A 14,105-nucleotide genomic window follows, 5' to 3' on the forward strand; every position below is an offset into this window, starting at 1 on the left:
AAGCGAGGTGTATAATGGCTAATATTTTTTATACAATGCAAAAAAACAGTTATGATTTAACTGCAATTGATGTTTATAACGATTTGGCGAACTCGTATTTTCCGACATACAAAGGAAGAATTTACGATAAAATAAATCTGCTGAACGACAAATATCGGCTTTACGGCGATATAAACAAGGCGTTGCAAGAAGCAAGGGAGAGAGTGTAAATAATGGCAATAGAGCAACATCAAATCAGAACAGCGGAAAGTCAAAATATGTACGCAATAGAGCGCAATATCATAATAAATGACAGTTTACTGCCGTCCGCCGATGAATTGTCAAAATTGGCGCAAATAGACGTGTCTATTGTTAAATGGCTGATGGATAAAGCGGATATTGAGCAGGAAATCAGAAAAAAGGTAACTTTGGAAGGAATAACGCTTGCTAAAAATTCTATGTGGATTGCTTTTTCAATAATACTGCTTGCTATGGCTATATCTGTTATTTTCGCCCTTGTAGGAAACGAGTATTTAGGAATAGCGTTTAGTGTTATTTCTGTAATCGTATTCGTTCAAGCATTTCTGAGATTCGGTCGCAATCAAAAGCAGTAGGCGGATATTTGGGCTGGCAGCCCCCGCCCCTATAAAACGCAATCGTCTGGAATCTAATCAACCAATCAGGCAGATACGTCGCCAACGGCACATACCTAATCATTGTAGAGACGCAAACGTATGTTCGTGGAGCGGAGCGTAATCAATGCCTTGCGTCTCCCAACGGTCGAAGATTTTCGTATTCTGCGAGGATTGGGGTAAGTAGGTAAGGAATTTTCGGTTATTTGTAAAGGCAGACCTATGTGTCTGCCTTTTTTTTGCATTTTCTTGCAGGTGTACCGAGAAAAGTCGGTAAAAATGTGGTTTTTTCACGGTATAAGTGTAAAAACTTGCAAAATAGCGAGGTTTTTTGCTTTGTTCTCAAAACCCCAGCTCTTTGGCTACCTCGTTCATTTGTTTTTCTACTAAAATTTTTCTTCGTTTTTCTGCGCAGTTTACTTTCACGCCGAAATATGACGGGCAAAAATCGACTGCAACGGCGATTACAAATGCTACTCCCATAACGGCGGAGAAAATTTTTACGGTGTTATTGGGAATAGAAAAAGTCGTTATCGCAAAAACTGTGGCGATTATCAGCATTCGGAGTATTCGGTCTTTTTTTTCGGCGGTCATTTATTTGGCGCGGGCAAAAAGATATTTCAGTTCCCCCTCCTTAGTGAGCGGGATTATTGTGTTTTCGTAGAAATTTCCGATTAAGTACGAGTCGATTTTTTTTCGCAGTTTTGAGGTGTAAGCGTCTTGGATTTTGTCGCATTTTTCTTGAACTCGCAGAATTATTTTCTCCTCGACTTCTTTGCGGGTCAGCATTGCCATTACGGCTTCTTTATCGTTTGCTTTTACCGCTTCTTTGTAGGCGGGCGGATTAGACAGAAATTTGCTTTCGGCAACATAAAAAGAGCCGTAGTGTATTCGCTTTGAAACGGCTACCAGCGCCGAAATATCCGCTTCCGCCGTGCTTCCGTATTCGCCGTCGTCGCCATTTTCGCAGGAATTGTTTATAAACGACAAATAATGCGCTTTAACTTTATCGGTTATGTTTATTTCGCTTAAAATATCTTTGGTAAAATTCTCTTTGTTTTGGACGATATTCGCGTTTATCGGCAGAGTGGTATCGTGGAAAAAAGGTTTTTCTTCGGCGACGGTGAATTTTCCGAGTTGCGCAAAAATCTGCTCGATTTGCTTGTGCATATAGTCAAGCGGAGAAAAGGCACAGGGGGAGAGGGTGTTTTTTATAAGAACTTTGTCGGTCGAGTAAACGGGCGAATTTTTTTTGTATTGCATACGGTCAAGAATTCGCGAAATTATTGTTTCTTCCATCGACTCCAAACGGTCGGCTATTTGCATAAGGTCAAAGTTATTCATAATCATAAAAATTGCTTTCCTTGCTCTTACGAATAATAACTTGCGTTTTTGCTTGAACGGGAAATATCGCCGTGCGCAAGGGAGCCCCAAACTCTTATTGCTCTTATTTCGCAGGATGAAATACAACGTCCGCAACCTATACACAAATTTTTGTTTACACTGTGGCGTTTGCCCTTTTCTCCGACAATTGCTCCTTTTACGGGGCAGATTTCTACGCATTTTCCGCAACCGTTGCATTGCATATCAATATTTACTGTAGGGCGACCTTTTGCCAAATCTGTGAAGCTGTTTGAGGGGCATTTTTTCATTGCAAGTATAAAGTTTTCACTTGTTTTATAATTAAGTTTAGGCAAATTGTTTTCCATTTCTATGGCGTTTGGATCGACCACCGCTTTTATGCAAATTGTGCAACCTGTGCAACCGACTGAACAGCACGACCTTACGTTTGCGCCTCTGTTGTGGTTGTTGCAAGCCAAAAATATTTTTTGCGAATCGGGCGTAATATCTATAAGGTCTCGCGGGCAAGACGCTACGCAGGCAACGCAACCGCAACATTTTTCGTTGTCCACAACGGCTATTTGGTTTTTGTTTATTGAAATAGCGCCAAATGGGCAGGCGGCTACGCAATTTCCGAAACCAAGACAGCCGAAACTGCATTCTTTTGAGCCTCCCGCTACTAAAACAGCGGCAAAACAATCATTAATTCCGTCGTAAATTGCTCGTTCCTTTGCCTCTGCTCTTCCGCCTTTGCAACGAATTTTGGCAGTTTTCGGCACAATCTGACCCGTGGATTGGCTTCCTGTAATATTTGCTATTTCGCTTGCGACATTAGCTCCTCCGGGAGGGCAACCGTTTGTTTTTGCGCTTGCGTCGGAAGCGGCAAGCGCTTCGGCAAATGCTTTGCAACCTGCAAATCCGCAGGCGCCGCAGTTAATTCCGGGGAGAACCGAAAGAATTTTTTTTACTTTCACGTTTTCTTCGACATAAAATTTTTTATCGGCGAAAACCATAATAATCGCGAGTATTAAGGCAAGTGTGGTAAAAGCTAAAATAGTCGTAAACATTTATCCTCCTATCGACATTCCTGTAAAACCCAAAAACGCAATCGCCATAAGTCCTGCGGCAATCAGCGATATAGGCAAGCCTTCAAGCGCTTTGGGAACATTGGCAAATTCGAGCCGTTCTCTTATCCCCGCCATAAGAACGATTGCAAGCGTGAAGCCTACTCCCGACATAAATGAATGTACAATCGCTCCGTGAAATTGGAAGATTTCGCCTGTAAATTGATTTACTTGCACGTTAAGCAACGCCACGCCCAAAATAGCGCAGTTTGTCGCCATCAGGGGTAAAAATACTCCCAAAGATTCGTAAAGCATCGGAGAAAATTTTTTCAACATCATTTCTACGACTTGGGTGAACGCCGCAATAATCAAAACAAAGGAAATGGTTTGAAAATATTCCATACCGTTTGTTGTAATTCCCCCGCCTATTCGCATTTGTGTTTCAGGGTCGATAATCATTGGCTTAAGAATAAATTCGTTAAACGGGTAAGCGAACAGCGTTGAGCCGACCATAACAAATGTAACGGAAAGCCCCATTCCTAAAGCGGTCGACAGCTTTTTTGATACACCGAAAAACGGGCACAAACCCAAGAACCTCGACAAAACGAAATTCGAGATAAATATGGCGCCGATTGATATTTGCATAAAAACTACAAGCATTTCACTCATTTTGCACCTCTCAATTTAATGTGATTTATTATAGCCAATACTAACGCAATTGAGAAGAACCCGCCAGGCGCTAAAATAAATATTGTCATAGGTGAAAAATCGGGGATAACCGTTAGTCCGAGCAATCTGTTTGCGCCCAAAAATTCGCGAATGGCGCTTACGACCACAATCGCCAGAGTGTAGCCTATCCCCATAACAAGCCCGTCGGTTATTGACGGGAACACGGGATTTTTTGCGGCAAACGACTCGGCTCTTGCAAAAATTATACAATTTACGACAATCAGCGGAATAAATATCCCCAAACTTGTGTTGAGTTCGGGAGAATATGCCTTAATAAGCAGTTCAATCACGGAAACAAAAGTCGCAATAATTACAATATAGCAGGGAATTCGCACTTTGGCGGGGATTAAATTTCTGAAAAGCGAAATTATAGTATTTGAACCGATAAGCACTGCCGTTGTCGCTACGCCCATTCCTATCCCGTTTTGGACGGAAGTGCTTACGCCGAGCGTCGGACAAAGCCCAAGTCCCAATATCAGTATGGGATTTTCTTTTATAACGCCTCTTTTTAGTTCTTGTATGAATTTATTGAACATCAGTTTCGTCCTCCGTTAAATCTTCGGCGTACGGCTCTTTGTTTGGCTGTGAATATTTGTTTACAGCAAGCAAAGCCATAAGTTTTTGCGCTCTTGCCGAAAGTTCTTCTTTTATCACTCTGACAGTTATTGTCGAGCCTGTGATAAGCGTAATTTCGTTTTTTCTCAGCAAATCGTCTCTTTGCGAGGCGGATAATTTGTGCCATTCGTTGCTTGTTCTGTTAATGCTTATAGGTTTTGTCGCCAAAATTCCTCTGAATTGCTCGCCAAACCAAGGCGTATTATCTTCGCTTCTTCGGAACGGAAACCAAGTGCCCGAAGCGGCTTCTGTTATTCTTGCTCCAAGACCGGGGGTTTCGGTTTGGCTTATTATGGAAAGTCCTTTAATTTTGCCGTCCAAATCTATACCGCAAATAAATCTTATTATGCCCGAATAGCCGCGCGTTTCCCCTATAAATGCGTATCCTATGGCATTGCCGTCTTTGTCGTATTCTCTCCAAAATTCACCGAAGCCGTCGAGCGTGTCCGTCTTTGCGTTTGCGCCGTATGACAAAACATTTCTAAGCGATGCCTGTTCTGCTTTGTTTTCGTTGTCCTTAATTATCTGATATGTTTTTTGATGGACGGAGCTTATCGTTAATGCCGCGATAAACGAGAAAAACAAAATAGCCAATATCATTTTAACAGAGTTGCTTTTAATCATTTTTTACCTCCTGTGCCGTAAACTTTCGGTCTGACGTATCTGTCTATGAGCGGGGTCAGCAAGTTCATAAATAAAATTGCATAAGACGCTCCCTCGGGATAGCCGCCGAACGAGCGTATGAGAACTGTTATAACGGCGCAACCCGCCGCAAAAAGCGCCTGCCCTTTTATGGTTATCGGTGTGGTTGTCATATCGGTAATCATAAAGAATGCCGCCAAAAATATTCCGCCCGAAAGTATGTGGAAAGTCGGAATTGTAAGCGCCGTCGCGTTGAAAAGGCTGGCGTTGCTTCCCGAAAATAGCCAATAAATCAAAAATATGCCGCCTATATATATTAAAGGTACAATCGGGTGTATAACTTTTCTTAATATCAAATAAATTCCGCCCAAAAGAAGAGCAAAAGCCGATGTTTCACCGATAGTTCCGCCGACATTTCCCCAAAATAGAGGTACGAGCGCTTCTTGTAAAACTTGCAGGTTAATGCCTGCATTCTGCAAAATATTGAGCGCGGCAAGCGGTGTTGCCTCCGAAATTCCGTCTATTGCTATGGCGCTTGATACGGTATCAAGTTTAAAGCCCGACAAATGTATGTTTACAAATCCTCCCGAAACATTTTGTGCGAAAATGCTGCCTGTCATAGCCGCAGGATACGACGCCATCAAAAACGCGCGACCTGCAAGCGCGGGGTTTATGAAGTTGCACCCCAAACCTCCGAATGCCATTTTTGCAACGCCGATAGCAAAAACCGTTCCGACAATAACTAAAAGCGGACTTATTGCAACAGGCAGGTTAAACGCTAAAAGAATTCCCGTAATAACTGCGCTTAAATCGCCTATCGAAGTTTTTCTTTTCATCATAAATACCGATATAATATGTTCGGTTATTACGGCGGTGGCAACTGCCAAGAGCGTAATAAAAAGCGCTCTTACCCCAAAAAACATTACTGCTCCAACCATTGCAGGCATAAGCGCAATAATCACGTCGAGCATAATTTTTGGCACCGTGCGGCTGTTTCTTATATGCGGCGAAGACGAAATATGTAGTAAATTAACCTCTGTCATTTTATTTTCCCTGCTTGGTTGATGATTTTTTAGCGTTTTCGCGAATGATAGCGTCTTTCGCAAAACGAATTTTATGCAAAATGTTTACCTTTGACGGGCAAAGATATGAGCAACATCCGCACTCCATACAATCTCTGATGTTGTTTGCTATAGCCTGTTCAAGCATAAGTTTTCGGGAATATTTTGCAAGTATCGAGGGAACAAGCCGCGCAGGACATTTACTTACGCAAAGTCCGCAGTTAATGCAGTTGTTTTCGCACATTCCGGGAGAAGATTTGCTCAAAACCAAAAGTCCCGATGTCTGTTTCATAACGGGAACATCCAGCGATGACAGCGAAACGCCCATCATAGGACCGCCCATAATAACTTTTTTTGTGTTTGTAAAGTCGGTTTGGCAATATTCTAAAATTTCACGAACGCTTGTTCCTACAGGAATAAGATAATTTCCCGGTCTTTTTACGCCGTCGCCCGTTATTGTGATAATTCTTTCGGTAAGCGGAATTCCCAGCACTACTGCGTTGTAAGCGGCTACGGTAGATGCCACGTTTTGCACTACGCAACCTGCGTCCGAAGTTAGCTTACCGCTCGGGATTTCTCGTTTCAGAACCGCATAAACCAATTGTTTTTCGCCGCCTTGCGGGTATTTTGTTCTGAGTGCAACGACTTTTATATCACGGAATTCCGTGTTTGGGGCAGTTAAGCGCTTAAGCGAAGCAATCGCTTCTGGCTTGTTTTTTTCTATTGCAATAAAGACTTTTTGTACGCCTAATATTTTTTGAAATATTTTTGTTCCGTTAAGAAGTTTCTCTTGACGGTCTAACATAAGGCGATGGTCGTTTGTAAGATACGGTTCGCATTCGGCGGCGTTAATTATGAGTGCGTCTATAGTTTTGTCGGGCGGCGGCGAAAGTTTTACGTGCGCAGGAAACCCTGCACCGCCCATTCCCACAATTCCGCAGTCCTTTATTCTTGCGATTAAGGTTTGCGGCGCCTGAGTTTTCCAGTTTTTTATAGGTTCAAAGCGATGCTCTTCGTTTTGGTCGTCGCTTAAAATTTCTATTCCCGCAATCGACTGTCCTGACGCGTGCGGAAAAATTCCCACAGTATTGACAACACCCGAAACGGATGAAAATACAGGAGAAGAAACGTGTCCGTCCGCTTCGGCAAGGCATTGTCCTTTTGCAACTTTATCGCCTTTTTTCACGATTACCTTTGCAGGAGTTCCTATGTGCATTACAGTCGGAATGATGACTTTTTGCGGCAGAGGATATCTTTCGATAGTCAAGCCTTGAGTTGCATCTTTATTATGTGGGGGGTGAATTCCGCCCGGAAAAGTATATCTTCTAAACAATATATTACTTCTGACCTCCATAAAAAATTTGTATAAAATTGCACAAATTTATATAAAAATTCGCATAAAAATACTTTTTGGGCATATACATATAGTATCTTTTCGTAAAAAAAGCAAAAAAAAGGCGGAAATATATGGGAATAAGCAAAACGTTGCAGTCAACCGAAATCTTGCAAAAGATAGCAGGGAAATCGTTTGACGAAACAAAAGAAATCTTGCTTGAGGCAGGAAATGTTTACTACGCTCAAAACGTTGAGGAGAGTGAAACTATAAAACAAAATTTGGCGAGTTTCGGCTTGCCGAGCGACGAAGCAACAATAAAAGAAGTGCGCGATAATATAGTTTATCATTACGCCGAAAAAATTTTCCCGCTTACGGGAGCGCCCGCGCAACTTGCCGAGTTTATTAAAGAACGGATAGATTTTTCCAAGGCTCAATCGCAAATAGAGACCGCGCTTAAAGATGGGGCGGTTCTTATAGCAACCCCGCATTTCGGCGGCGTGGAATGTATAACGCCGACAATATCGCTTATGAAAGTCCCCGCAAACGCCGTCCTTAAATTCAGTACGCAAAACTTGTCCGACAGAATTCGCGCCTTTGCCGACAATATGGAAAAGAGCGGACTTTTCGCAAAAATAAACTTTATAGAACTCGGCAAACCCAATTCGCAGGGCGCTTTGGCAATGGCGCAAGTTTTAAGTAAAAAAGAAGTTCTCTTTTCAGTTTTCGACGAAGAAACGCCTTACTCAAAACCCGTAAATCTTTTCAACAAAAAAGTATTAGGCGGCGCAGGATTAGATAAACTTCTGAAATTCGCAAGCGACAACGTCAGCGTTTTCACCGTATTTATGATAAGACACGGCAAAAACTACGAAATGAAACTCCTGCCGATAGACCCAAAATCCGACAACCCAATTCAGCAAATGTACAACAATCTCGAAAGCGTTCTGCGCGAGCATTACGTTCAATGGTATTTCCTGCACGAAGAAATCCCGTTTGCGGAATGAAAAAAGGGTGGCGCTCGTCGCTCAAAACGTATTTTCTTGCTAAAAACGGAGAATAAATGAACAAAGAAATGCAATTTTTAATATACAACACCCCGCAGGGAGATGTGAATGTTAATGTTGTCGTAAAAGACGAAACAATATGGCTATCCCAAAAAGCAATGGGACAGTTGTTTGACGTGGATAGAACGTCAATAGGAAGACACTTAAAGAATATCTTTGAAGAAGAAGAACTTGACGAAAAAGTGGTTAGTGCATTTTTTGCACATACCACTCAACACGGAGCAATAGCAGATAAAACGCAAACAAATGAATCTAAATTCTATAATCTCGATGCAATTATCGCTGTCGGCTATCGCGTTAATTCAAAAAAAGCAACCGCTTTTCGTATTTGGGCAACCAAAACACTGAAAGAATTTATCACCAAGGGCTTTATTCTTGACGACGAACGCCTAAAACTCGGCAAAACCGCTTTCGGAAAAGATTATTTTCGCGAACTTTTGGAGCGCGTTCGTTCCATTCGTGCAAGCGAGCGGCGAATATGGCAACAAATTACGGATATTTTCGCCGAATGCAGTATTGATTACAACAAAAATTCTTTAACAACCCACGATTTTTACGCAATGGTGCAAAATAAATTCCATTTTGCCATTACAGGACAAACGGCGGCGGAAATTATTTACACAAAAGCTGACAGAAACAAAGAAAATATGGGACTTACAACTTGGAAAAACGCACCCGAAGGACGAATTCTTAAATCAGATGTTAAAATAGCGAAAAACTATTTGTCGGAAACAGAAATCAGGCGTTTGGAAAGAGCGGTAAACGGTTATTTTGACTATATTGAAGATGTAATAGAGCAAGAAAACGCCTTTAGTATGGCAGAATTTGCACAAAGCGTAAATGAATTTTTATCATTCAGAAAATTCAAGATTTTGGATGGTAAAGGCAAAATTTCAAAAGGAGAAGCAGAAGAAAAAGCAGAGGCTGAATATGATGAGTTTAATAAAATTCAAAAGATTGTTTCTGATTTTGATAAAACAATAAAAATATGCAAGGAGTGAATATGGTAATCACAGGACTAGCGCAACTGTCGGCGAATATCGACAAATACATCGGCAAAAAAAACATTGCAATTTTATGCCACGCGGCTTCGGTAGATGCAAAACTTAATCACATAATCGACATTTTGCAGAAAAAAGGCGCGAACATCAAAGCGATTTTCGGTCCTCAACACGGACTTTTCGGGCAAACTCAGGATAATATGATAGAGTGGGAGGCGACGGTCGCCCCCCGTGATGAAAAATCGGCGAAAAACACCGCAAGCGTTTACTCGCTTTACGGACAAACCCGCACGCCCTCGGACGAAATGCTTTCAGGGGTCGATTGTCTTATTGTCGATTTGCAGGATGTTGGCGCAAGACCTTACACATACATCTGGACAATGAAAGAATGCGCGGGCGTTTGCGAAAAACTTGGGATAGAAATGCTTGTTTTGGACAGACCTAATCCTATCGGCTTTTTTGAGGAAGAGGGCGCGGTGTTGCAACCGAAATATTTCAGTTTTGTCGGCGGCGCGCAAATTAAAATGGCTCACAAAAAAACTATCGGACAAATCGCCAAAATGTTCAAGAACGAATTTTTTCCAAACCTTAATTTGAATGTTGTTGAAATGCAAAACTACGACATAAATATGAAATTTGAAGAAACGGGGCTTCCCTGGGTAATTCCGTCGCCGAATATGCCGACCGTCGATACCGCGATTGTATATCCCGGGCAGGTTTTGCTCGAAACCACCAATGTTTCGGAGGGAAGAGGAACTTGCAAGCCCTTTGAGTTTTTCGGCGCGCCGTATATTAAGCCCGCGGAATTTCTGCAAACATTTAATTCGTTCAATATAGACGGTTGCATTCTGAGACGACACGATTTTTCTCCGACATTCAACAAATATTCGGGAGCGGATAATCGAGTTTGCGGAAAAACCGACGATAAAACCTTGCAAAAACACGATTGCGTAGGCTTTCAAATTCACATTACGGATTTGGCGAAATTTAAGCCCGTGAAAACAAGCGTTGCGATACTGAAATCAATCGCGCTGACTTCGCCCGACGATTTTTTACTTAACCCACCGCCTTACGAGTACGAATACGTAAATATGCCGCTCGATATTGTTTGGGGCGACAGCTCGCTTCGGGAGTATTTGGCGGATAGTTCGGCGAGAGATTTTTAGAAAACCGCAGGGGCGGCGTATGGTATTACGCTCCCTAATAGGGTATCTTGGGCGAAGTCCTATATATACAATTTTAGCAATTCGTCTTCAGTTATATCAATTCCTATATTCTTCAAAATTTCTTTATGTTGGCTAAACATTTCTTTTACTAACATTTTTTTTACTTCAGAATCTCCAAAGTGTACTGCTCTATGGCAGGTAGGACAAATACATACTATGTTTTCTACACAATCTATATTTACATTGTATTTTTTTTCAAAATCTTTAGCATTTTTCACCGTACAAGGTATCAAATGGTGCCCTTCCATGTATTGAAAGCCGAGGTTAGTTAAAAATGTTGTATGAGAACTTTTTATTTGACAGACGTAATTTGCCTCTTTCAAAACATATTTAGAATATTTTATATCTCTTTGAACGGCTTCACTATTTTTATTTCCCACAATATCAAGAGTTCTTTTTGAAGAATTTTCTGCTTGTTGTGTAGTTGCAGGTTCAGCTAAATTTATTTTTTCTTGAATTTGATTATCATCATTGTCCAACAAATCAAATGCAAAAGCATTTGCAATTTTTTCTGCGACAGTATTGGGTAATTTTTTAGATTGAGGAATTGAAAAACCCCAATCTTCTAACATTTTAAAAGTTATTTTCTTTTGAGGTAAATCATTACAAAATTCAAACTCAAAAAATAAATCTTTTTCTTTGTAATTTCTTTTTTTTATTATAAATTCACTATCATTAAATTGTAAATCTGAATATTTAATTTTTACTTTTGTAATTATAGCTTTATATTTAATTTCTGAATATGGTTTTGTTTTATAAATATAAACAATATCTCCTTCTTTCATACCCAGCAAAAACCTATTTTGTGCCCATTCTAATTTTTGCACTTTTTCAAAGGCTATATCAACTAAAAACCAATCTTTACAAGGAATAAGCCAACTTGAATGTTTTGTCATTAATAGATACTCCTTTTTTATATGTTCTATTTAATTACCACTTTTGCACTGTTAATATAGTACTTGCACAGTATAATGTGCGTGAAAAAAACAACAATTCAATGTTTTTTTTACAATTCGGTGCACGCAAAAATTATTTTATGGGTGCGATAAAAGATAAATCGTCGAGATTTAGTTCTTGGCTTTGTATCTGTTCTTTGAAAAATTTCTTTTTATCGAAAAGTCATCAAAACACTTTTGGGCTGTTTTGTCGGAGGCTTTTCGGTACAATTAAAGTACAGGTACATATTCATCTTTTATCGCAAGAAACATGAATTTTGGCAGAACAGCCTTTCCCGCTGTTTTTGCTTAACTTTAATTAACTTGCCGTTAGAAACGGTGGAAAGGTGTGTTTTTATGAAAAGATTGGTAGTTGCCGCAATGATGGCGGTATTGGTTGTAGCGGGGAGTGTGTTTGCTCAGGCGCTTAGCGCGTATGAACGAAGGTTTGTAGAACTTATGATAAATTTTTTCAGAGAAACTACACAAGATATGCCTGCACACGATACACCTTCTGTTAATCGTCGCAATAATATGTTTGCGCAGATTAGAAGGCTTGAAAACCTTCCAAACGACAGAGAAAAAAGGCGTGAGGTGGTATTCCAATATCAAGAGTTTTTCCCTGCGGCGCAAATGGCGGCAAATAACGGTATAATAAACGCAACTGCCTTTCAAGCAAGAGTTGAGAGGCTTGGAAGAGATTTGACCGCCGCAAGGAGTTTGATGACTCCTGTTGAAAGACAGTTAATGCAAGAGCAAGAGGAAGGACAAAGGCGTGAAGAACAAGAAAGGGCGCGTATAGCGGCAGAACAACGAGCAGAGCAAGTGCGGATTTTGCTACTGCCTAGTATGTGTAGTGAAACGTTTATTGTGGCATTGGATACAGTGCGTTCTTGGTCTAGGAATGTTAGAATTGACGCTAATACTTTTAGGTTATCTCCAGATTCATTGAGACAGTTAATTCAAACAGAAAGCTCTGAATATGATAATCAACATCGAGCATTAGCAACTCTCGCTAGCTTTGGAAGTATGTATCGTTCGTATGTTATAGAATCCTTTAATAGTTTTGTTAGAACAGGCGGCTTCCCTAGAACAAGGGAAACTGCTAATACAATTATTATAGGGACGATGATACGAGATGAATCGTGCCTTATTGAATTTAGAATACCGCTACAACGATTTTTAGAAGAGGAATTCACAAATCATTTTGGGAATCTTTAGAGCAAGTTATAGAAATTAGCGAAAAAGACAGTGCCCAGCCCTTGTGCAATAGGGTTGGCACTTTTTTTGCTTCAAACAGAGAACGCGAGAGAAGAGCGAGAAAGTCGGATTTTGATATTAACACAAGAAAAAACACCAGCCAAGAAATCTTTGAACAGAGAACAATAATCGATAATTTTGGAAACGAACAAACTGTTTACGTCAGAAGCAGTTTGTTTGTTCGAGAAGAAACAAGAAACACAAACCACAATGTTAAAATCCAAGAAACGTGGTCGCCTCACGTTAGGCAAACACCTGTTAGCCGCACAGGAAGAACAGCTGAACAGCGTTCAAATATCAGAATCGGAGTTTTTACGACTTTGGGGTTTGCGGCAATTTTGGTGCCGACAGGAATTTATTTACACAAGAATAAAGACAGAATAAACAATCGTCATAAGTCCAGATAATTTTTGCTTCATTCAATTTATAGAGGAAGAAACAACTAAACTCGCAAGAAAGAGATAAAAAACGTCCCTGACAACTCACCCCTGCAACTCAAACACAATTGTCTGAGTAGCCCTTATCTGAACGGGAACGCCGTCTTTTTTGGCGGGAGTAAAGCGCCACGACATAACAGTTCTTCTTATTGTTGCCTCAAACGAGGGGTGGGGAGGCATAGACAGTATTTCTACCGAACGCACGCGCCCTACCACATCTATTATATAGGCGATTTCGGCTGTTCCTGTGATATTTGCGGCTCTTGCGGCTCTGGGATAGGGAACTTGCGGCATAAAAATCGCCCTTGGCGCTTCGGTAAATTGGACGACGGTTTCCTCTCTTGTTTGAGAAAAAGCGACTTCGTCCGTGTTGCTTGATATTTCGCCCGTTTCTACAAAAATTTCGCTTGTTTCGCTACTTTCTTGCGTGTGTTCGGATATTTCTTCCAAAATTTCGGTTTCGGTAATTTCGATTTCTTCTTGCCTCGGGGTAAATGCCTCGGGGTCTGTTATGCGCTCTTGTCTTGGTTGCTGTTCTCTTGGCGTGGGCGGGGTTTGTTGTGGTTGCGGGGGGGGCGTTTGTTGCGTTGCGGGTTGCGGACTTACAAGCATTACTGTAATTACGGATTTGTCGATTTCGGGGAATGGAGTTGATTTTGCGAAAATAAACGCTAAAAAAGCAAAGGCGGCAATATGAAATATTGTCGCTAATGCGAAATTTACCGCTAATGTTTTCTTTTCCATTTCTAAGTCCAAAACGCTTTTTCTTCCTTTTGTTAAATT

The 14,105-nt window shown here is 40.9% G+C and carries 17 protein-coding genes; 7 read left to right on the forward strand and 10 right to left on the reverse strand.

The features are described 5' to 3' along the window. The coding region (locus FWE23_05500) for a hypothetical protein (protein ID MCL2844889.1) at positions 1-209 on the forward strand (209 nt) is incomplete at its 5' end. 3 nt (positions 210-212) lie between these two features. Further along, entirely contained in the window at positions 213-593 is a 381-nt protein-coding gene (locus FWE23_05505; protein MCL2844890.1) for a hypothetical protein, read from the forward strand. Positions 594-953: 360 nt separating this feature from the next. On the opposite strand, the gene FWE23_05510 is transcribed toward FWE23_05505, so the two are convergent. The 8 genes from FWE23_05510 to rsxC are packed head-to-tail and all read right to left on the reverse strand — an operon-like array spanning position 954 to position 7,396. Then, entirely contained in the window at positions 954-1,205 is a 252-nt protein-coding gene (locus FWE23_05510; GenBank protein ID MCL2844891.1) for a DUF2892 domain-containing protein, read from the reverse strand. Then, complete coding sequence (locus tag FWE23_05515) at positions 1,206-1,961, reverse strand: hypothetical protein (protein ID MCL2844892.1); 756 nt, start codon at positions 1,959-1,961, stop codon at positions 1,206-1,208. Between the two features lie 20 nt (positions 1,962-1,981). Beyond that, entirely contained in the window at positions 1,982-3,019 is a 1,038-nt protein-coding gene (locus FWE23_05520) for an RnfABCDGE type electron transport complex subunit B (protein ID MCL2844893.1), read from the reverse strand. Beyond that, a complete protein-coding gene (locus FWE23_05525; GenBank protein ID MCL2844894.1) occupies positions 3,020-3,676 on the reverse strand; it encodes an electron transport complex subunit RsxA in 657 nt (218 codons plus the stop codon). Between the two features lie 5 nt (positions 3,677-3,681). Next, positions 3,682-4,281: an electron transport complex subunit E gene (locus FWE23_05530; GenBank protein MCL2844895.1), complete on the reverse strand. Its 600-nt coding sequence runs from the start codon at positions 4,279-4,281 to the stop codon at positions 3,682-3,684. Next, the gene (locus FWE23_05535; protein MCL2844896.1) at positions 4,271-4,984 is read right to left on the reverse strand and encodes an FMN-binding protein; all 714 of its coding nucleotides are present in this window, start codon (positions 4,982-4,984) and stop codon (positions 4,271-4,273) included. The genes FWE23_05530 and FWE23_05535 overlap by 11 nt, the downstream gene beginning before the upstream one ends. Next, entirely contained in the window at positions 4,981-6,045 is a 1,065-nt protein-coding gene (locus tag FWE23_05540) for an RnfABCDGE type electron transport complex subunit D (protein ID MCL2844897.1), read from the reverse strand. The genes FWE23_05535 and FWE23_05540 overlap by 4 nt, the downstream gene beginning before the upstream one ends. A gap of 1 nt (position 6,046) precedes the next feature. Then, a complete protein-coding gene (gene rsxC, locus FWE23_05545; GenBank protein ID MCL2844898.1) occupies positions 6,047-7,396 on the reverse strand; it encodes an electron transport complex subunit RsxC in 1,350 nt (449 codons plus the stop codon). Positions 7,397-7,530: 134 nt separating this feature from the next. Between rsxC and FWE23_05550 the strand changes: the two genes are divergently transcribed. From FWE23_05550 to FWE23_05560, 3 genes are read left to right on the forward strand one after another with little or no spacing between them, the layout of a single operon-like run. Next, positions 7,531-8,403 carry a hypothetical protein gene (locus FWE23_05550; protein MCL2844899.1) on the forward strand — a complete coding sequence of 291 codons (873 nt, stop codon included), beginning with the start codon at positions 7,531-7,533 and terminating at the stop codon, positions 8,401-8,403. Between the two features lie 56 nt (positions 8,404-8,459). Beyond that, complete coding sequence (locus tag FWE23_05555; GenBank protein MCL2844900.1) at positions 8,460-9,464, forward strand: virulence RhuM family protein; 1,005 nt, start codon at positions 8,460-8,462, stop codon at positions 9,462-9,464. Between the two features lie 2 nt (positions 9,465-9,466). Further along, positions 9,467-10,630, forward strand: a complete 1,164-nt coding sequence (locus FWE23_05560; protein ID MCL2844901.1) for a DUF1343 domain-containing protein — start codon at positions 9,467-9,469, stop codon at positions 10,628-10,630. A 59-nt stretch (positions 10,631-10,689) separates the two neighbouring features. Here the strand turns inward: FWE23_05560 and FWE23_05565 are convergent, their stop codons facing one another. Continuing rightward, positions 10,690-11,586, reverse strand: coding sequence for a hypothetical protein (locus FWE23_05565; GenBank protein ID MCL2844902.1), 897 nt, complete (start codon positions 11,584-11,586; stop codon positions 10,690-10,692). A gap of 378 nt (positions 11,587-11,964) precedes the next feature. On the opposite strand from FWE23_05565, the gene FWE23_05570 reads away from it, so the two are divergent. Next, positions 11,965-12,846: a hypothetical protein gene (locus FWE23_05570; GenBank protein MCL2844903.1), complete on the forward strand. Its 882-nt coding sequence runs from the start codon at positions 11,965-11,967 to the stop codon at positions 12,844-12,846. A 41-nt stretch (positions 12,847-12,887) separates the two neighbouring features. Continuing rightward, entirely contained in the window at positions 12,888-13,292 is a 405-nt protein-coding gene (locus FWE23_05575) for a hypothetical protein (protein ID MCL2844904.1), read from the forward strand. 75 nt (positions 13,293-13,367) lie between these two features. On the opposite strand, the gene FWE23_05580 is transcribed toward FWE23_05575, so the two are convergent. Next, the gene (locus tag FWE23_05580; GenBank protein MCL2844905.1) at positions 13,368-14,078 is read right to left on the reverse strand and encodes an energy transducer TonB; all 711 of its coding nucleotides are present in this window, start codon (positions 14,076-14,078) and stop codon (positions 13,368-13,370) included. Positions 14,079-14,105: the final 27 nt, after the last annotated feature.

It is taken from the genome of Chitinivibrionia bacterium, from assembly GCA_009779925.1.
GTDB lineage: Bacteria > Fibrobacterota > Chitinivibrionia > Chitinivibrionales > Chitinivibrionaceae > WRFX01.

What these genes read in the sequence shown, in the direction of transcription:
- FWE23_05505 (MCL2844890.1), top strand. Translation starts at nt 213, where the DNA reads ATGGCAATAGAGCAACATCAAATCAGAACAGCGGAAAGTCAAAATATG.
- FWE23_05525 (MCL2844894.1), bottom strand. Translation starts at nt 3,676, where the DNA reads ATGCTTGTAGTTTTTATGCAAATATCAATCGGCGCCATATTTATCTCG.
- FWE23_05515 (MCL2844892.1), bottom strand. Translation starts at nt 1,961, where the DNA reads ATGATTATGAATAACTTTGACCTTATGCAAATAGCCGACCGTTTGGAG.
- FWE23_05555 (MCL2844900.1), top strand. Translation starts at nt 8,460, where the DNA reads ATGAACAAAGAAATGCAATTTTTAATATACAACACCCCGCAGGGAGAT.
- FWE23_05535 (MCL2844896.1), bottom strand. Translation starts at nt 4,984, where the DNA reads ATGATTAAAAGCAACTCTGTTAAAATGATATTGGCTATTTTGTTTTTC.
- FWE23_05550 (MCL2844899.1), top strand. Translation starts at nt 7,531, where the DNA reads ATGGGAATAAGCAAAACGTTGCAGTCAACCGAAATCTTGCAAAAGATA.
- FWE23_05560 (MCL2844901.1), top strand. Translation starts at nt 9,467, where the DNA reads ATGGTAATCACAGGACTAGCGCAACTGTCGGCGAATATCGACAAATAC.
- FWE23_05540 (MCL2844897.1), bottom strand. Translation starts at nt 6,045, where the DNA reads ATGACAGAGGTTAATTTACTACATATTTCGTCTTCGCCGCATATAAGA.
- FWE23_05520 (MCL2844893.1), bottom strand. Translation starts at nt 3,019, where the DNA reads ATGTTTACGACTATTTTAGCTTTTACCACACTTGCCTTAATACTCGCG.
- FWE23_05565 (MCL2844902.1), bottom strand. Translation starts at nt 11,586, where the DNA reads ATGACAAAACATTCAAGTTGGCTTATTCCTTGTAAAGATTGGTTTTTA.
- FWE23_05530 (MCL2844895.1), bottom strand. Translation starts at nt 4,281, where the DNA reads ATGTTCAATAAATTCATACAAGAACTAAAAAGAGGCGTTATAAAAGAA.
- FWE23_05510 (MCL2844891.1), bottom strand. Translation starts at nt 1,205, where the DNA reads ATGACCGCCGAAAAAAAAGACCGAATACTCCGAATGCTGATAATCGCC.